Annotated in this window: 21 protein-coding genes; 17 read left to right on the forward strand and 4 right to left on the reverse strand. The window is 36.7% G+C overall.

Annotation, left to right across the window (positions count from 1 at the left end):
• Window positions 1-12 precede the first annotated feature (12 nt).
• Window positions 13-576, forward strand: a complete 564-nt coding sequence (locus AC6R0T_RS05705) for a ReoY family proteolytic degradation factor (RefSeq protein ID WP_206905662.1) — start codon at window positions 13-15, stop codon at window positions 574-576.
• A 65-nt stretch (window positions 577-641) separates the two neighbouring features.
• Here the strand turns inward: AC6R0T_RS05705 and AC6R0T_RS05710 are convergent, their stop codons facing one another.
• The gene (locus tag AC6R0T_RS05710; RefSeq protein WP_206905663.1) at window positions 642-1,538 is read right to left on the reverse strand and encodes a YitT family protein; all 897 of its coding nucleotides are present in this window, start codon (window positions 1,536-1,538) and stop codon (window positions 642-644) included.
• A 152-nt stretch (window positions 1,539-1,690) separates the two neighbouring features.
• On the opposite strand from AC6R0T_RS05710, the gene AC6R0T_RS05715 reads away from it, so the two are divergent.
• The 5 genes from AC6R0T_RS05715 (at window position 1,691) to rpmG (ending at window position 4,600) form a co-directional block, all read left to right on the forward strand.
• Window positions 1,691-2,053 (forward strand): nucleotide pyrophosphohydrolase, encoded by a 363-nt coding sequence (locus AC6R0T_RS05715; RefSeq protein WP_206905664.1) that lies wholly within the window; start codon window positions 1,691-1,693, stop codon window positions 2,051-2,053.
• The gene (locus tag AC6R0T_RS05720; protein WP_303753452.1) at window positions 2,040-3,257 is read left to right on the forward strand and encodes a CCA tRNA nucleotidyltransferase; all 1,218 of its coding nucleotides are present in this window, start codon (window positions 2,040-2,042) and stop codon (window positions 3,255-3,257) included. Before AC6R0T_RS05715 ends, AC6R0T_RS05720 begins: the two co-directional genes overlap by 14 nt.
• A complete protein-coding gene (locus AC6R0T_RS05725; protein ID WP_303753451.1) occupies window positions 3,257-3,610 on the forward strand; it encodes a thioesterase family protein in 354 nt (117 codons plus the stop codon). Before AC6R0T_RS05720 ends, AC6R0T_RS05725 begins: the two co-directional genes overlap by 1 nt.
• 124 nt (window positions 3,611-3,734) lie before the next feature.
• Window positions 3,735-4,190 carry a hypothetical protein gene (locus tag AC6R0T_RS05730; protein WP_206905669.1) on the forward strand — a complete coding sequence of 152 codons (456 nt, stop codon included), beginning with the start codon at window positions 3,735-3,737 and terminating at the stop codon, window positions 4,188-4,190.
• Between the two features lie 260 nt (window positions 4,191-4,450).
• Window positions 4,451-4,600, forward strand: coding sequence for a 50S ribosomal protein L33 (gene rpmG, locus AC6R0T_RS05735; RefSeq protein ID WP_016172256.1), 150 nt, complete (start codon window positions 4,451-4,453; stop codon window positions 4,598-4,600).
• 514 nt (window positions 4,601-5,114) lie between these two features.
• Here the strand turns inward: rpmG and AC6R0T_RS05740 are convergent.
• On the reverse strand, window positions 5,115-6,134 hold the full coding sequence (locus AC6R0T_RS05740) for an AI-2E family transporter (RefSeq protein ID WP_206905671.1): 1,020 nt from the start codon (window positions 6,132-6,134) through the stop codon (window positions 5,115-5,117).
• A 326-nt stretch (window positions 6,135-6,460) separates the two neighbouring features.
• Here AC6R0T_RS05740 and AC6R0T_RS05745 point away from each other — a divergent pair, with 326 nt between their 5' ends.
• Window positions 6,461-7,465, forward strand: coding sequence for a zinc-dependent alcohol dehydrogenase family protein (locus AC6R0T_RS05745; protein ID WP_303753450.1), 1,005 nt, complete (start codon window positions 6,461-6,463; stop codon window positions 7,463-7,465).
• 95 nt (window positions 7,466-7,560) lie between these two features.
• Here the strand turns inward: AC6R0T_RS05745 and AC6R0T_RS05750 are convergent, their stop codons facing one another.
• Window positions 7,561-8,490, reverse strand: coding sequence for an ABC transporter substrate-binding protein (locus AC6R0T_RS05750; RefSeq protein WP_230708577.1), 930 nt, complete (start codon window positions 8,488-8,490; stop codon window positions 7,561-7,563).
• Window positions 8,491-8,695: 205 nt separating this feature from the next.
• Between AC6R0T_RS05750 and AC6R0T_RS05755 the strand changes: the two genes are divergently transcribed.
• The 9 genes from AC6R0T_RS05755 to AC6R0T_RS05795 all read left to right on the forward strand — a co-directional run bounded on the left by AC6R0T_RS05755 (window position 8,696) and on the right by AC6R0T_RS05795 (window position 15,030).
• The gene (locus tag AC6R0T_RS05755) at window positions 8,696-9,496 is read left to right on the forward strand and encodes an ABC transporter ATP-binding protein (RefSeq protein WP_230708575.1); all 801 of its coding nucleotides are present in this window, start codon (window positions 8,696-8,698) and stop codon (window positions 9,494-9,496) included.
• Window positions 9,486-10,475, forward strand: a complete 990-nt coding sequence (locus AC6R0T_RS05760; protein ID WP_206905679.1) for a FecCD family ABC transporter permease — start codon at window positions 9,486-9,488, stop codon at window positions 10,473-10,475. Before AC6R0T_RS05755 ends, AC6R0T_RS05760 begins: the two co-directional genes overlap by 11 nt.
• Complete coding sequence (locus AC6R0T_RS05765; RefSeq protein ID WP_303753449.1) at window positions 10,472-11,458, forward strand: FecCD family ABC transporter permease; 987 nt, start codon at window positions 10,472-10,474, stop codon at window positions 11,456-11,458. Before AC6R0T_RS05760 ends, AC6R0T_RS05765 begins: the two co-directional genes overlap by 4 nt.
• Window positions 11,459-11,703: 245 nt before the next feature.
• Window positions 11,704-12,267: a 5-formyltetrahydrofolate cyclo-ligase gene (locus AC6R0T_RS05770; RefSeq protein WP_206905684.1), complete on the forward strand. Its 564-nt coding sequence runs from the start codon at window positions 11,704-11,706 to the stop codon at window positions 12,265-12,267.
• Entirely contained in the window at window positions 12,260-12,955 is a 696-nt protein-coding gene (locus AC6R0T_RS05775) for a rhomboid family intramembrane serine protease (protein WP_206905686.1), read from the forward strand. Before AC6R0T_RS05770 ends, AC6R0T_RS05775 begins: the two co-directional genes overlap by 8 nt.
• Window positions 12,956-12,975: 20 nt before the next feature.
• Complete coding sequence (locus tag AC6R0T_RS05780) at window positions 12,976-13,182, forward strand: YqgQ family protein (RefSeq protein ID WP_173102792.1); 207 nt, start codon at window positions 12,976-12,978, stop codon at window positions 13,180-13,182.
• Window positions 13,183-13,188: 6 nt separating this feature from the next.
• A complete protein-coding gene (locus AC6R0T_RS05785) occupies window positions 13,189-14,154 on the forward strand; it encodes an ROK family glucokinase (RefSeq protein ID WP_206905698.1) in 966 nt (321 codons plus the stop codon).
• 15 nt (window positions 14,155-14,169) lie between these two features.
• Complete coding sequence (locus AC6R0T_RS05790; protein WP_206905699.1) at window positions 14,170-14,568, forward strand: rhodanese-like domain-containing protein; 399 nt, start codon at window positions 14,170-14,172, stop codon at window positions 14,566-14,568.
• Between the two features lie 105 nt (window positions 14,569-14,673).
• Window positions 14,674-15,030: a DUF488 domain-containing protein gene (locus AC6R0T_RS05795; RefSeq protein ID WP_206905700.1), complete on the forward strand. Its 357-nt coding sequence runs from the start codon at window positions 14,674-14,676 to the stop codon at window positions 15,028-15,030.
• Window positions 15,031-15,135: 105 nt separating this feature from the next.
• Here AC6R0T_RS05795 and AC6R0T_RS05800 read toward each other — a convergent pair whose 3' ends face one another.
• Window positions 15,136-15,303, reverse strand: a complete 168-nt coding sequence (locus AC6R0T_RS05800; RefSeq protein WP_206905701.1) for a DUF3042 family protein — start codon at window positions 15,301-15,303, stop codon at window positions 15,136-15,138.
• Between the two features lie 177 nt (window positions 15,304-15,480).
• Here AC6R0T_RS05800 and AC6R0T_RS05805 point away from each other — a divergent pair, with 177 nt between their 5' ends.
• A complete protein-coding gene (locus AC6R0T_RS05805; RefSeq protein WP_303753448.1) occupies window positions 15,481-16,644 on the forward strand; it encodes a galactokinase in 1,164 nt (387 codons plus the stop codon).
• Window positions 16,645-16,652 lie beyond the last annotated feature (8 nt).

A 16,652-nucleotide genomic window follows, 5' to 3' on the forward strand; every position in this document is an offset into this window, starting at 1 on the left:
AAGGTGAGGACGATGTTTATCGATGTCAAAGAAAAGAAAAATTTTCTCAATTGGTTTGTTACCCATGCCTCTTTTAGCCGTCGGGAAGTTTGTTGGATTTTAAATTACTTAGCAAATCATGAAGCAATTTTAAACAATGTTCATTTTGTTGAAAATGCAGATACGACCAGCCGGGGGTTACAGATTCGTGATTTAACAGTCCAAGGTGATCCTATCAAATTGTTTATTTCAGGAAAAGTTTTTGACGACAGCGACCAAATTTTTCATGAAATCCGTTTGAATTGGAAAGATGCGTTATATATTGAATGCCTCTTTGACAATGCGTGGGATAATCCTGGCTATTTGTCGATTTTAGAGGATAATCCTTTCATGAAGTGGAATGAAAACATCGATCCTGATGTAATTGACAGTATTGATCAATTCCTCTTTGAAGAAGAGCAAACGGCACGGATTAAGCAATTGTACCAAGAAATTGATGCAGCGTTAGAAAAAGGTGATGAAGAGACATTTTTACGTTTATCAGAAGCTGTGAACAAAGAGTTAGAGCAATATAAAGGACAAAAAACAGTTGATTAAAATGGCGGTAAAATTTTATTCCTAAGTATTTTAGGATAAGATTTTACCGCCTTTTTTATGAGAGGTTAACTATGATTTTTGACCTTTTTAAAAAAGTTATTTTTGGGGCGTTTGTAAGTGAAGCCTTCACCTGCCACTTCATGGACATTGATAACGGAAATAAAAGCTTGTTCATCAAATTCAGCAATAATGCGTTTTACTTCCATAACTTCTCTGGAAGTAACCACCATGTACAAAATATTTTTATCTGTACCAGAATAGGCGCCCTCGCCTTTTAAAAAGCTCGTACCCCGTCCGGTTATTTCCATTAAGACAGGTGCCATTTGTTTTGTCTCATTGGAAATAACGAGAATGCCTTTAGCTGAATAGCCGCCGTCTAAAATGGTATCTACGATGTTGGCAAAGACATAAGAGAAAATTAACGTATACATCATTCTTTTTAAATCAATATAAGTTAAGGAAGCCAATAAAATTAAAATATCAAAGAAAAATAAAGAGCGACCGACTGAAATCCCCTGTTTTTTTTCTAAAATGCGGGCGATAACATCACTACCACCGGTGGTACCACCGACACGGTAAACGATCCCGCTACCAAAACCGGCGATAATACCGGCTAGTAAAGCTGAAATAAGCAAATCATGTTCCAAGTTAATCGCCAAAGGAACTTTCTGCCAAATAAAAAGCCATACAGACAAGCTGGTGGTGCCAAAAATAGTGTAGTAAAAAGAACGTTTTCCCAAGATTTTACCGCCTAAAATAATAATTGGGATATTTAAAACAAAGGTACTATAGGCTGGGTTAATGCCAAATAATGCCCGTAAAATCAAGGTAATCCCAGTTACGCCCCCTTCAGCGAGGCTGTTTGGGATGTTGATATAAATTAAACCAAATGCATAAATACAGGTGCCAATCAGAATTAAAATTAGATCTTTTAATAAAGGAGTATATTTGTTTGTATTCATGGTCTCACCTTCTTTTTTTATCAATTAGAAACTAAGGAAGATAACGCCTGTTTTCTGCCTTCTCAAATGTAGCACGAAAAAATGACACTGACAATTGGCGCATACTTTGAATTGCAGAATTATTTTGATAAGATAATGACAGGAGTGATCACATGAGTAAAAAAACATTGCAACAGATGCAACATGAAGTAGATGATTATATCGACCAATTTAAAGTAGGATATTTTTCTCCGCTAGCCCAACTTGCGCGTATGACAGAAGAAGTGGGGGAATTAGCTAGAGAGGTAAATCATTACTACGGTGAAAAACAAAAAAAGGCAGAAGAAGCCCCAAATACAGTTGCTGAAGAACTAGGGGATGTATTTTTTGTCTTATTATTAATGGCGAATTCTTTAGAAATTGATTTAACAGAAGTTTTTGATCAAAATATGGCGAAATTTAATCAGCGGGATTATTACCGCTTTGAAAGAAAAGACGGCAAGCGTGCCCCGGAGGATGAAAATGCGATTAGCTAAATTACCTGAAGAATTCCAACGTGCTTTACCGGTAACCAATCAAATTGAGGCAGCTGGTTTTGAAGCTTACTTTGTAGGCGGTAGTGTGAGAGATATTTTGTTGGGACATAAAATTCATGATGTTGACATCGCTACTAGTGCATTTCCGGCAGAGATTAAAGAGATCTTCCCCCGCACAATTGATATCGGCATCGAGCATGGCACGGTTTTAGTTTTGCAGCAAGAGGAACAATATGAAGTGACCACTTTTCGGACAGAGTCGACGTATCAGGATTTTAGACGTCCTGATCAAGTGGAGTTCGTCCGGTCTTTAACAGAGGATTTAAAACGTCGGGATTTCACGATTAATGCCTTTGCGTTAAAAGATGATGGCGAAATCATTGATTTATTTGATGGTTTAATGGATTTAGAAGAACACGTCTTAAAGGCAGTAGGAGATCCTCATGAACGCTTTCATGAAGATGCGCTGCGCATGATGAGAGGCTTACGTTTTGTTAGCCAACTAGGTTTTGCTTTTGAGGTTGAAACTTTTGATGCAATTTTGGAAAACCATGCACTACTCGACAAGATTTCAGTTGAACGCATTTATGTTGAGTTTAGTAAACTTTTGTTAGGTGAATTTCGCAATCAAGCAATTTCATTTCTCGTGGAAACAGAATGTTATTTGTATTGTCCAGGGTTGCGGCATTACGGCGAGGCTTTATTGCGCTTTGCCGACATGAAACCTTTGACTTTCTCCTCAAAAGAACAAGCGTGGACAGTGCTCATTGAGCAAATGGGGATGGGGCAAACATTAATTCGTCCATTTTTAAAACAATGGAAGGCGTCAAATGAGTTAATTCAAAATGTCCAAGCACTTCATTGGGGATTGAAAATACGGCAGGAAAAACCATTAACAAATTGGGAAATTTATCAATTAGGTTTAGAAAATAGTTTGACAGTAGAAGCTTTGGCACCATTTTACAACTTGACTGCTGATTTAAAAAAAATAGAAATGCAATATGAAAAATTGCCGATTAAACAATTACGGGATTTAGCAGTTAACGGTAACGACTTATTACAAACTTTTGATCGAAAGCCTGGTAAATGGTTAAAAGAAATCTTAAGTCAATTGGAATATCAAGTAGTAACACAAGTCTTGGAAAATGATGCTAAAATTTTGTTAAAGACAGCACAAGAAATACTACAAGCAGGTGAGCAGTAATGAGACAAAAACAATTCACAGTCACCAAAGATTTGACAGCAGAAAAAATGGGTTCAGGTGGCTTGGCGGTGTTAGCTACGCCAGCTGTTGTACAAATGGTAGAAAATACCTGTTTTGAATACTTGCAAGAAAAACTAGACAGCACTAAGACAACGGTTGGTGTAAAGTTTGAGCTGGTGCATCTAAAGCCTTCTAAAGTTGGTGCAACAATAACAGTTGAAGTGGATATTGAATTAAGTCAGTCAGGCAAAACGCTCTTTTTGTTTCAGTGTTATGAAGGAAATGTTGTGATTGCAAAAGGGAAACATCAACGCGTCGAAGTGAAGACCGCTGACTTTTTGAATCAGCTGTAAGCATTTTCTTATCCTGCATTTTAAAGTTGTGCTAAACTAATGAGTGGAGTGAAACAAATTGTTAAAGTCACAATTATTGTGTTATCAATCACAAAGGTTGTTGACAATCTGAGGAGGAAGTCAAATGGCTAGAGAAATGACAGCTTTGAAATTTTATTTCCGTAATGGAGAAACTTGGACGATTAACCGTCGCTTTATTGGCGATTTGTGGATTAAACAAATTACCACAAGTTTTGGTCGAATTAATGGCAGTGAATTTGTTGAAATTCATCCATGTGCGGGCTTTAAAATTGAAATTTATCCAGAAGGTGATCATGTTGCAACCCATGATATTAACTTGGGTGGTTTAGAATTGGGGATGTTTGCCCGTGCTTTGAAATATCAAGATATCGAACGGATGGAAATTTTATTTAAAGCCGGCAAACCAGATATGGTCTACTTCCCATATAAAGACAAAGATACAGAAGGTTTGGATAATGTTTACCAAACAACTAAAGTAAGCGAAGAGACAAAGAGCCTTTATATCGTAATTAACCCAGAACAAACAGTAGATGATGTCTACGGTGAATTTTTCGAATAAAAAAAAGAATACAAAGTCTCCCACAAAAATTTTAATTTTGTGGGAGACTTTTATCATAACCATCTGTATTTTTCAATCGTAAGATCGCCATATTGAAAAATACAAGTGATTTTATTGTCATCATCTACCACTCTTTATCGTCAAGTAAAACTACTTAACAAAAATCACTTAAAAGACTAGCATTCAGAGAAAAAACATGCTATCATATTCAAGTCTGAGAGAAATCTTAGAGTACGAATGAGGATATGGGAGGGAAAAACATGCGCGTAAACATCACATTAGAATGCACTTCTTGCAAAGAACGCAACTATTTGACAAGCAAAAACAAACGTAACAACCCTGACCGCTTGGAAAAAAATAAATATTGCCCACGCGAAAGAAAAGTTACTTTACACCGCGAAACTAAATAATCGTTTCAGAAACCCTTTAAGACCAGTGTTTTAGAGGGTTTCTTTTTTTAGCGGAAATCAAAGCTATTGCTTATGATTTTTCTTGTTTATTTTTTCTTTCAACCATTTACCTTCCATAACACTTCCCCAAGCAGCAAAACCAATTATTGCAAAAGTGCCTACTATAACAATGATATCACGCATAGGCTTGTCAGCTCCTTTTTCATATTATATCTTAGTCAAAAGCCAATCGTTTTAATAAAAGACTTTCTTTAGACTAAATATTAGTGAAAGACTTGTATTAACCAACTTAATTTTTTTAAGACCAACAGTTAAGTAACAGTTGAAATCTACTCTTAGTTATTTTTTCTTCCGATTTTTGTTAAAATCTATCAGATTTCATAAAAGTACAGGTTAGAAAAGGGCTGAAGGTGTGTTGTTGAAAAATAATGCACCAAAGTGTTTTCTAACGTGTTAAAAGTTGTACTATTGCGCTATAAGAGGGGAAATGTTTCTTAGAGTTTAATTATTTTACTCAAGTTTCTGAATGCGGAATTTTTTTGACTTTCATAACATCTAAGAAGAAAGTAAAAATTGGGATGCCAACAATTAAGCCCCAAATTCCAAAAAGGCGCTCTGCCACTAAGAGAATCACAAAGGTGTAAAAGATGGGTAATTCTGTACGGCTTGACATGAATTTGGGATTTAAGACATAGGCTTCTAGAATATGGATGCCAAGAATCATGAATAAGATAAAAATTAAGTCCCACATTCCCCCTTGTGAATAGGCAATAAATGACAGCGGAATACTTGAAATAATGGCTCCAGCAACAGGGATGAGACTAAATAAGAAGACCATTAAGCCCAAACTTGGTAGTTGATGAAATCCCATAATGGCTAAGCCGATAACCGTAATGACGGTGTTTACGATAGCAATAAAAAATTGTGCTTCTAAAACGACGCCAAAAGTGTTAATAAATTTTTGGGCAAAGTAAAATATATCTTGAAAAAACCAGCCAAAATCACTAGTAAAAAATAATTTTGAGAAATCTTTTACTTTCTTTAATTCAACGGTAAAAAAGAAGCTCAGTAAAAAAGATAAAGCTAGCGAAACAGCGAGTTTGCCAAAATCGTGGAGGTACCCAATGATAAAGCTGGCGCCGCCTTTTAATTGGTCAAGAAACTCACTCCGTTGGACGTATTGTAAAATCCAGTCGAGGACTTGATTGGAATTAGTCGGTTGGTTGTCGTAGAAGTCTATGACCGTATCGACCATGTGCCAAGTTTGGTGAAATAAGATTGGGATATAGTTGGTTAAGGCAATATACAAAAGTAATAGTGTTCCACCATATAAGGCAACCACGATAAAAATGGGTTTAATTTTGATCAAGCGTTGGACCAATTGTACAAAATGAATAGCCAAATAGGTGAAAATAAAGGTTAATAAGATTGGTGTCATAAGACTACGGGCAAAATAAAGTAAAAAAATGATGCTCAACAACACAACATAGCGTCTTAATTTAAGATTGGCAACAAAATTATGATAAAGTTTCAATTAGACACACCTCGTTTTTATAAATGTTTTCTTTAGTATAGTCGTTTTTGATGAGCAAACCTATTAAATTCAGTTCAACGAACAAAAATGTTAGGCAGCAACATGTTATTCTTAAGGGAGTCTATTTTTTAATGAAGTAAAATGACAGCTTTTTAAACTGTCTTTTTATAGGTGAAAATTTGAGACAAAAGCTACTTCTCGATTACCTTTTAGCCGTAAACAGGAGTTTAGAATAGATGAATGTCTTCGCACCTATCTGAAATAAAAAAGAGGCTTCACTTCGTTAGAACTAGTAAAATTACAGACAAAGGCGGAAAAAAGGATTTATGAATAATCAACAACTTTATTTTGATTCATTTGGTCAACCAGCTAGAGTTATTCAAATGAAAGATAAGCAGCTTACAAGTTTGAATGAAGGGGAAATTTTAGTTGAGATGTTGTATGCACCAATCAATCCATCTGATCTAATCCCAATAACTGGTGCCTATGCCCACCGAACCCCTTTACCCAGCCTTATTGGCTATGAAGGTGTGGGACTTGTCCGACGTGTGCACAATGAGTCAGATAAGCACTTGTTAAATAAACGAGTCTTACCTTTACGAGGAGAGGGAACTTGGCAGAAATTTGTAGTGACACAGGCGGATTATGCGGTCATGGTTCCTGAAGAAATTGATTCCATTACTGCCAGTCAGGCTTATATCAATCCGGTTACGGCCTGGGTGTTGTGTGTGGAGGAATTTAAGTTAAAAAAAGATGATTTCTTAATCATCAACGCTGCAAATTCTTCGATTGGTAAATCGTTTATCCAACTTGCAAAAATACTAGGATTTAAATTGATTGGCGTAGTACGAAATGAGAAGGCGCGAAAAGAGCTAGAAAAACTTGGCTTGTTTTTTGTTGTGAATTCAGCTAAAGAGGATATAAAAGCTACCGTCACAAAAATAACCAATAAAAAAGGGGTTCAGGCTGCAGTGGACTCTATTGGTGGTCAACAAGGCAATATTTTGGCTGAGTGTGTAACAGCAGGAGGAAAGTTTCGTACAATAGGATTGTTGTCAGGAGAGCAGGTTGATTGGCAGTTTTTGACTACCCAGTTGGATATTTCGGTAGAAATTTTTCATTTGCGTCATTGGCTAGACCGTATCACAAATGCCAAATGGCAGCAGACTTTTACAGAAATTTTTTACTACTTGAAAAGTGGACTTTGGCATTTACCACGACCTTCAGCATTTTATTCATTGATACAATTCAAACAAGCAATTGCAGACTTTGAGCAATCAGGCAAAAACGGAAAAGTGCTTTTTGATTTTTGTGATAACATAAAAGCATAAAAAATGGCATCTGCTACTGTAGTAATTTCCCCAAAATTAGCGTAAAAAGCTAATTTTTTAGGCGATACAACAGCTATAGCAGGTGCCATTTTTATTTATTTTAGTTTTGCTTTGACATCTTCAATCATCTTTTGATACGCGATGGGGCCATTATACAACCAGCTTTTTTCAGGGCCGAATTCCCATAAATTCCCATTTTTTACTGCGGGAATATTTTGCCATAAAGGATCTTTGAACATTGCCGCTTTTTTGTCACTATTAACAAGAATTAAATAGTCACAATCAATTTGGGCTAATTTTTCTAGTGAAACCGCCGACCAATCTGAAGTTGCTTTTTCGCTGATTTCTTTGGTTAGATTCGGAACTTTAAAGCCTAATTGTTGATACAACAGATCACCGCTGGAACGTGTGTCAGCAACCATAAAAGCAGAGTTATTGGTTACCCACAAAACAGCGACAGATTTACCTTCTATTTTTTTGGCATAATCTTTTTTAGTTTCAGCTACTAATTTTTCATAGTCCGTAATGATTTTTTTGCCTTCTTTTTGTTTGTTCAAGACATTGGCAACGTCAGTTAATTTAGCTTGCCAAGTAACTTTTTCGCCGTTTTTAACAACATAGGTTGGAGCAATTTTGGCGTATTTATCGTATTTTCCCCCTTCGACTAAACCGTTTGATTCAATTAATAATAAATCAGGTTCATAGGATAAAACATCTTCATAAGGTAAGTCATAATTAATTAAAGGAACATCTTTTAGATCCTTACGCAAATAATCTTGACGAGATCCACCCCCAACAGTCCATTGGGCAACTGGTTTTTCTCCTAATGCTACTAGGTAATCTTCTAAATAACTGCCAATAATTCGCTTGGGATTATTGGGAATTTCAACTTTATGATCCAATTGATCGGTCAGTGTCCGACTTTCTTTTTGAGTGGACTCTTTATTTTCCGTCCCACAACCTGCAAATAATAAAAGACTAGCTAATAATACTAAACCGGTGGTAATTTTTTGATACTTCTTCATGAATGACTTCCTTTCTTGTAAAGCAAATTCAGGTATTTATTTCTTTAAATGAGAATGATTATCAATTAAAGATACTAGCATATTTCTCTTTTTTGTCAATTTTATTTTTATGACAAATGCGATGAAATCAATTTTCCTACTATTGACGAATTGAAAAATTAAAGCGATAATTGATAATCATTATCAATGAAAGTAGAGAATTACAATGACTACCTTGGAAGCAAAAGAGATAACTGTTGGTTATCAAAAACAAATTATTATTGAATCGTTGTCGCTCCAATTACCAGTAGGAAAAATAATTGGGTTAATTGGACCAAATGGCAGTGGCAAGTCGACACTATTAAAAACATTGGCGCGAATTATGCAGCCACAAAAAGGGGTAGTAAATCTAAATGGTGTCAGTATCAAAACGTTACCGACAAAAGAAGTGGCACAGCAGATCGCTTTACTTGCACAAAACACGGAACAAAATCTTGAGTTGACAGTTAGAGAATTAGTTTCTTACGGACGTTTTCCCTATCAAAAGGGACTGCGACAATTGGATCAAAAAGATCAAGAGGCAATTAATTGGGCACTTTCTGCAACCGGTCTTGAAAATCTAGCCCAACGTTCATTACAAGCTCTCTCGGGTGGACAGCGGCAACGTGTTTGGTTGGCAATGGCATTAGCACAAGATACAGATATTTTGATTTTGGATGAACCAACAACTTTTTTAGATCCAGCTCATCAGTTGGAAATTTTACAACTACTTCAAAAAATCAATCAAAAGTATCAAAAAACGATTGTCATGTCGATCCACGATTTAAATTTGGCTTCCCGTTTTTCTGATATCCTAATTGGTTTAAAACAAGGTCAAATTATAGCTAATGGGACACCACAAAACGTCATGACCACTGAAATTTTGGCGCAATTATTTGCCATTAAGGCGGAATTAACAGTAGATATCAAAACGGAAAAACCGCTTTTAATGAATTATGAATTGCAGGAGACAGAAGATGAAGATTAGTCGTTTTGTTTTGGTCTGGGGATTTTTAATAATCGCGGCTTTTTTAGTTCTATTTTTATCATTAACAAATGGAGCTGCTGATATTTCTATTCGTGAAATTATAAGTGCTTTTTTTCACTTTGATAAAAACAATCAAGCCCAACAAATAATCGTGAATTTACGTTTACCTCGCATTATCGGTGCTTTTTTTGTGGGAAGTGCATTTGCTTTAAGTGGAGCAGTTATGCAAGGGGTGACTAGAAATCCACTAGCTGATGCTGGTTTATTAGGAATTAACAGCGGTGCTTCGTTAGGCTTGGCGCTTGTTTTTATTTTGTGGCCCAAGGCTTCAATTAATCAAACAATTTGGTTTTCTTTTGCGGGTGCTTTTTTAGCCGCCTTTTTAATTTTTTTGGTCAGCCGCCGTTCTGTTACCACCTTGACACCAACGCGTCTTGTGTTGGCCGGGGTGGCGATTAGCAGTCTTTTTACCGCACTTAGTCAGGCATTGTCGCTTTTGTTTGATTTGCAACAAGATATTGCCTTTTGGTTTGTTGGTGGAGTCGCCAATATTACTTGGGAGCAATTAAAACAAGTTTGGCTGCTTTACTTAATTGCAGTAACAGGCATTTTGTTTCTTGCCGGGGGCATTAATTTATTACTTTTAGGGGATGACAATGCATTAGCTTTAGGAAAAAAACCGGGGCGTATTCGTTTTTTTACTTTACTATTTGTCGTTATTTTGGCTGGAATTGCGGTAGCACTTGTTGGCCCCATCAGTTTTATCGGACTGATGGTCCCTCATGTCTTGCGCTATTTTACAGGAGATAATTATCGCCGTTTATTGCCATTAGTTTTGGTTGGCGGGGGGCTGTTTGTAGTGCTAGCGGATTTATTAGCCCGCCTTTTAAATCCGCCATTTGAAACACCTTTGGGACTTTTGATTACAATTGTCGGGGTTCCATTTTTACTCCTAAAGATTTGGAGGAGTCGAGCGTGAAAAAAAAATATGTGTATGGCATTGTCCTTGGTTTACTCCTTATTTTACTTTGGCTGAGCGTTATACTTGGACGTCAAATTTTAACTTTGAATGATATTTTACTATTGATCAGAGGAAAGGCTAGTAATGCATTGCAATTAACAGTTTTTGAGTTGCGGCTACCGCGAACTATTTTAGCTGTTTTAGGTGGTGCTGGTCTGGGCGCAGCGGGATATTTATTGCAAGGTGTGACCCGTAACGATTTAGCAGATGCATCTTTACTGGGAATTAATAGTGGTGCCGGTTTTTTTGTACTGATTTATCTTGGTTTTTTTGCTCAAGGGAGTGGCTTTTTGCTGCCGCTATTAGCATTAGCAGGTGGTTTGATTGCGGTCTTTGCAGTATATGGGATTGCCTATCAAAAAGGTCCGTTTTTAACTTTGGATAAATTATTATTGGCAGGGATTGCTGTGAACGCTGGTTTTGGCGCTTTGACTTTATTGGGCACGATTAAAGTGGCACCAGATCGCTATCGTTTTGTAACAAATTGGCTTGCAGGCTCGTTATGGGGGGCAAACTGGAGTTATGTTTTTATTTTACTCAGCTGGCTTATCCTTTTACTTGGGGTCACATTCAGACAGTTGCCTTATTTAGACTTATTGCAGTTAAACGATGAGCAGGCTTTCAGCATAGGTGTAAAAGTTCGCAGCGTTCGCCTTCGTTTTTTATTTTTAGGGGCGGCGATAGCAGCCAGTTGCGTAGCATTTTGCGGAAACTTAGCTTTTGTTGGACTCTTGGCACCTCATATTGCGAAGACCTTAGTAAAAGGGCGAGCGCAACAACGTTTTCCATTAACCTTATTGATTGGTTCTGTAATTGTTTTAGCCGCTGACACCTTAGGCAGATTACTTTTAACTGGTGGTGAATTACCTGCAGGCGTAATGATTGCCATTTGTGGTGCACCTTATTTCTTGATTTTATTGGTGCAAAAGCCCAAGGTATAAGACTATCGGTAATGAATTGCTACTCTCTTTAGAATTACTAGAATTAGGCAAGGAGTAAGGTTTGTTTTTACTTACTACTTGTCTTGTTTTTACTTAAAATGAAAATGCAGGCATTTTGGTATTTTCCAGCCGTTTGCTATTTTTTTATTTTTTCGATACCATGCAATTAGAGTCTTAATTAGTCTGTTAAGATGACGTATCGCGAGATCTCACTTGGAAAATATCCTGAATAAGGAGCGATGGATTTGGATAAAAAAGAGTTACGCCAAAAAGGAATTGCTAAGTTGCAAGAATTAGCTCTTCATAAAGGTAAAAAACAAGAAAAAGAAACCATTATTTTGCAATTGTTATTTGCCAGTCGTCTATGGCAAGAGGCAAATTGTATTGCCGCTATCCGTGCAACGGACATAGAATTAGATACGCAGCCAATTTTTCAACGAGCTTTTCAAGAAGGTAAACAAATGGTTGCCCCCAAAGCTTTACAAAATCGTTTATTGACTTTTCATCCGGTTGTTGAAGATACAAGCTATCACGTTTCTAATTTTGGTGTACAAGAACCACTAGTAACTGATACAGTAGCAAAAGATGAAATTGATTTATTAATAGTTCCTGGCATCGTTTTTTCAAGTCGCGGTTATCGCATTGGTTTTGGTGGTGGGTATTACGATCGCTTTTTAATGGATTATAAAGGACAGACGGTTAGTTTGGTTTTTAATGAGCAGATTGTTGAGGATTGGCAGCCTGAGAAATTTGATCTTCCGGTAAAAAAAATAATTACGGATTATAGAAGTGAGGTTGTTTATGAATAACGAATGGAAAATGACATTAAAACGCTGGCTTAATCGGCCGGTTGTTACGTACAGCTTTTTAGCAATTCAAACAGTCGTTTATTTGCTTATGTTTATTCCCAGTCTACAAATTGAAGCTCGTGGTGTGATGTTTGGACCTTTTGTCGCCTATCTTCACCAATACTGGCGCTTTATAACACCGATATTTATCCACTTTTCACTGACCCATTTTGCTGTTAATTCAATTGTATTATATTTTATTGGGCAGCAAGTTGAAGCCATCTATGGTCATTGGCGTTTTTTTGTCTTGTATTTATTAAGTGGCGTGATGGGAAATGCAGTCAGTTTTGCATTTAATAACGCAGGCATCCGTTCAGCTGGTAGTAGCACTTCAATTTTTGGTGTCTTCGGGGCCTTTTTGTTATTAGGATATTATTTCCGCAATAATCCGGCTGTGCAAGGCATGGTCAGACAATTTGCCCTTTTTGTTGGTCTTAGTTTATTATTTGGTATTTTTGATCAATCGATTGATATCTGGGGACATATCGGCGGTGTTATCGGTGGGCTATTGTTAGGTAATGTCGTAGCGCTACCACAAAATCACGGTCGTTTTTCAATTCATACAAGAGTTATTTGCGGTGTTGTTTTTGTATTTCTTTTCGTGATTTGTCTTTTATATGGTTTAAAAAAATATGGATTGCCTGTATAATATGCGAGGAAGTGTGTAAAATGGAAACTCTTTACGATGTTCAGCAATTATTTAAACGTTTTGGTATTTATATTTATGTAGGCAAGCGCATTTATGATATCGAATTAATGTTAATTGAATTAAAAAATTTATACGATGGTCGTTTAATCGATCACGATACGTATCTAACTTGCTGGCGCATATTAAAACGAGAGCATCGCATTGAAGAAAGTCGGCAGAAAGGATAATTGTACATGGACAAAAAAATTATCGGAATTGATTTAGGCGGGACTACAGTAAAATTCGCAATTTTAACTACCGCAGGAGAAATTCAACAAAAATGGAGTATTGAAACCAACATATTGGATGAAGGTAGTCATATCGTACCAGAAATCGTGGAATCCATTAACCATCATTTAGCCTTATACAACATGAAACCAGCAGATTTTGTTGGAATTGGAATGGGAACACCAGGTAGTGTTGATCGTAATGCAGGAACAGTAATTGGGGCTTACAATTTAAATTGGACGACCTTGCAACCTGTTAAAGAACAAATTGAAGCAGGAACTAAAATTCCTTTTGCCATTGACAATGATGCCAATGTTGCAGCTTTGGGCGAACGTTGGTTAGGTGCTGGGGAGAATAACCCAGACGTTATCTTTATCACCCTTGGTACCGGTGTTGGTGGTGGTATTATCGCTGAAGGTCATTTATTACACGGTGTTGCAGGTTGTGCCGGTGAAATCGGCCATGTCACAGTTGATCCAGCAGGTTTCCAATGTACTTGTGGTAAAAAGGGTTGTTTAGAAACTGTTTCTTCTGCTACTGGTGTTGTACGGGTAGCTCGTCATTTAGCTGAAGAGTACGCAGGGGATTCGAAATTAAAAGCGCAACTAGATGAAGGGTATGATATTTCATCTAAAGATGTTTTTGATTATGCCCAGACAGGTGACGCCTTTGCTTTAATGGTCGTTGACAAGGTCTGCTTTTATTTAGGCTTAGCATGTGGTAATTTAGGCAACACCTTAAATCCATCTGCAATTGTTTTAGGTGGTGGAGTTTCAGCAGCAGGGGAATTTTTACGTAGTCGCGTTGAAAAGTACTTTGCTGAATTTACTTTCCCACAAGTAACTGAAAGTACCAGTATTAAATTAGCACAACTAGGCAACGAAGCAGGCGTTATTGGCGCAGCTTCATTAGCATTAGATTTCGTGAAATAGGAAGGAAAGCAAAAGATGTCTCCAATTATTATTATTGATATTGTTTTAATTGCAATTTTATTAGGAATCGGAATTAATGAATTGTATCTTCGAATTATGGCTAAAAAATCTGCTACAACAATTGATCAAGAGACTTTTCGAGAAGGTATGCGTAAAGCACAAGTCATTGATGTTCGGGAAAAAGATGAGTTTGATGCCGGACATGTATTAGGTGCCCGCAATATTCCCTACTCTGTTTTGAAAAATTCAATTGGTAGTATTCGTAAAGATCAACCAGTTTACATTTATGATCAAAAACGAGCAATTGCAGTACGAGCTGCCAACAAATTGCGTAAAGCCGGCTATACAGATATTTACTTATTAAAAGGTGGATACCAAAGCTGGGAAGGTAAAGTTAAAAAGAAAAACAGTTAAATTTTTGATACTGGAACAAAGGTCACTTCTGGCTTTTAGTCCAGTATTTTTTTTATTGGGTGGTTTTACCAAGAAGTGCTAAACTAAAGAAAGGAGGGATTAATCATGATTACGACAAAAAGAATTTATGCCGACTACGAAAAAAAAGATGGCTTTCGCGTTTTAGTTGACCGAGTCTGGCCGCGGGGCATTAAAAAAGTGGATGCACACTTGGATGAATGGTTAAAAGAAATTGCTCCTTCAACAGAATTGCGAAAATGGTTTGGCCACAAGCCAGAAAACTTTCCGGTCTTTAAAGAAAAGTATATCGCGGAGTTGCAAACTGAGCCGGCTAAGTCTGCACTTGCCCAACTTACGACAATTGTTCAGCGAAAAGAAAAAGTAACGTTGTTATATGGCGCTAAAGATGAAGTGCATAATCAAGCGGTCGTGTTAGCAGAATATTTAAACCGCAAAACATAATTTTTATTTATCAGTAAATAGATTAAGAGAAAAAAGACTACTAAGATAAGCAGTCCTTAGAGATACATTAAAAAAATCACACCATCAACTGGTGTGATTTTTTTATTAGCGGGCAACGCGTTTACGCATTGCTTTTTTTCGGTTTTCTTCAATCATCGCTTCTTTTTCATCGATAGGATCGATTACTTGTTTTTTGACAGTTGCTACAAAAGCACCTGCTGCTGCAACGGTAGCCAAAGTACCGACTAAGACACCTGATACAAATTTTTTCATCCCAATCACTCCGTTCATACTTTTATTATATTATGTAACAAGTCCACTAAAAATAAAAGCTAAACGCTTTTTTTAGTTAGTGACTGGCATTAAGTTCGTAAATAAATAATCATTGAAAATATTTAGTAAATAAATTATAATAAATTTACTAAACAAAAAATGATGAGGTGTTTTTTGATGACAAAAGACTTACAAGAACTTTTTAATGCGAAATTTGGTAATAAATCAACCGGTGAATATTTTGCTCCAGGCCGAATTAATTTAATTGGCGAACATACAGATTACAATGGCGGTTATGTTTTTCCAGCTTCAATTACAATCGGTACTTATGGGTTAGCACGAAAACGTGAGGATAAAAAAGTCCGTCTTTATTCGGAAAACTTCCCGGAAAAAGGAATTATCGAATTTTCAATTGATGATTTGGATTTTCGTAAAGAACACGATTGGACTAACTATCCAAAAGGGATGATGCGCTTTTTAAAAAGTGATGGCTTTCAAATTGAAAGTGGCATGGAAATTCTTTTTTATGGTACTATTCCAAATGGAGCAGGTCTTTCATCTTCAGCATCGATTGAGCTTTTGACAGGGGTAATCTTACAAGATTTATTTGACCTTGATGTCAAAATGATCGAATTAGTCCAAACAGGTAAACGCGTAGAAAATAAATTTATTGGTGTCAATTCAGGTATCATGGATCAATTTGCCATTGGTATGGGAAAAATGGATCATGCCATTTTGCTGGATACAAATACACTTGAATATGAATTGGTTCCAGCGGAATTTGGCGAATACGTTGTGGCGATTATGAATACGAATAAACGACGTGAATTAGCTGACTCGAAATACAATGAACGCCGAAGTGAATGTGAAGAAGCATTGAGTCGCCTCCAAACAAAATTACCGATTAGATCATTAGGTGAATTATCAGAAGCAGAATTTTTCAATAATACGGATTTAATTGGGGATGAGGTTCTTATTAAACGAGCAAAACATGCAGTTACTGAAAATGAACGGACTAAAAAAGCCAAGATGGCATTAGTTAACGGTGATTTAGCAACTTTTGGTAAATTATTAAATGCATCTCATGCGTCTTTGCAGTATGATTATGAAGTGACAGGTATTGAGTTGGATACTCTAGTAGCTACAGCCCAAGCGCAATCAGGTGTATTAGGGGCGCGCATGACTGGAGCAGGTTTTGGTGGCTGTGCGATTGCACTTGTTAAAGAAAGTGAATTTGAGCATTTTACTGAAAATGTAAAAGCTGCCTACAAAGAGAAGATTGGGTATGCTACAGATATTTACAAAGCAAGTATTGATGATGGTGCCCGCAAATTAAAATAAAAAATGGA

The sequence above is a fragment of the Enterococcus sp. S86.2 genome (assembly GCF_059834485.2).

Bases quoted from the DNA above. Each gene is read 5' to 3' on its own strand.
- AC6R0T_RS05775 (WP_206905686.1), top strand. From the start codon at position 12,260: ATGAATAACGAATGGAAAATGACATTAAAACGCTGGCTTAATCGGCCG.
- rpmG (WP_016172256.1), top strand. From the start codon at position 4,451: ATGCGCGTAAACATCACATTAGAATGCACTTCTTGCAAAGAACGCAAC.
- AC6R0T_RS05710 (WP_206905663.1), bottom strand. From the start codon at position 1,538: ATGAATACAAACAAATATACTCCTTTATTAAAAGATCTAATTTTAATT.
- AC6R0T_RS05725 (WP_303753451.1), top strand. From the start codon at position 3,257: ATGAGACAAAAACAATTCACAGTCACCAAAGATTTGACAGCAGAAAAA.
- AC6R0T_RS05805 (WP_303753448.1), top strand. From the start codon at position 15,481: ATGACAAAAGACTTACAAGAACTTTTTAATGCGAAATTTGGTAATAAA.
- AC6R0T_RS05785 (WP_206905698.1), top strand. From the start codon at position 13,189: ATGGACAAAAAAATTATCGGAATTGATTTAGGCGGGACTACAGTAAAA.
- AC6R0T_RS05755 (WP_230708575.1), top strand. From the start codon at position 8,696: ATGACTACCTTGGAAGCAAAAGAGATAACTGTTGGTTATCAAAAACAA.
- AC6R0T_RS05795 (WP_206905700.1), top strand. From the start codon at position 14,674: ATGATTACGACAAAAAGAATTTATGCCGACTACGAAAAAAAAGATGGC.
- AC6R0T_RS05730 (WP_206905669.1), top strand. From the start codon at position 3,735: ATGGCTAGAGAAATGACAGCTTTGAAATTTTATTTCCGTAATGGAGAA.
- AC6R0T_RS05750 (WP_230708577.1), bottom strand. From the start codon at position 8,490: ATGAAGAAGTATCAAAAAATTACCACCGGTTTAGTATTATTAGCTAGT.
- AC6R0T_RS05715 (WP_206905664.1), top strand. From the start codon at position 1,691: ATGAGTAAAAAAACATTGCAACAGATGCAACATGAAGTAGATGATTAT.
- AC6R0T_RS05800 (WP_206905701.1), bottom strand. From the start codon at position 15,303: ATGAAAAAATTTGTATCAGGTGTCTTAGTCGGTACTTTGGCTACCGTT.
- AC6R0T_RS05780 (WP_173102792.1), top strand. From the start codon at position 12,976: ATGGAAACTCTTTACGATGTTCAGCAATTATTTAAACGTTTTGGTATT.
- AC6R0T_RS05760 (WP_206905679.1), top strand. From the start codon at position 9,486: ATGAAGATTAGTCGTTTTGTTTTGGTCTGGGGATTTTTAATAATCGCG.
- AC6R0T_RS05790 (WP_206905699.1), top strand. From the start codon at position 14,170: ATGTCTCCAATTATTATTATTGATATTGTTTTAATTGCAATTTTATTA.
- AC6R0T_RS05705 (WP_206905662.1), top strand. From the start codon at position 13: ATGTTTATCGATGTCAAAGAAAAGAAAAATTTTCTCAATTGGTTTGTT.
- AC6R0T_RS05745 (WP_303753450.1), top strand. From the start codon at position 6,461: ATGAATAATCAACAACTTTATTTTGATTCATTTGGTCAACCAGCTAGA.
- AC6R0T_RS05720 (WP_303753452.1), top strand. From the start codon at position 2,040: ATGCGATTAGCTAAATTACCTGAAGAATTCCAACGTGCTTTACCGGTA.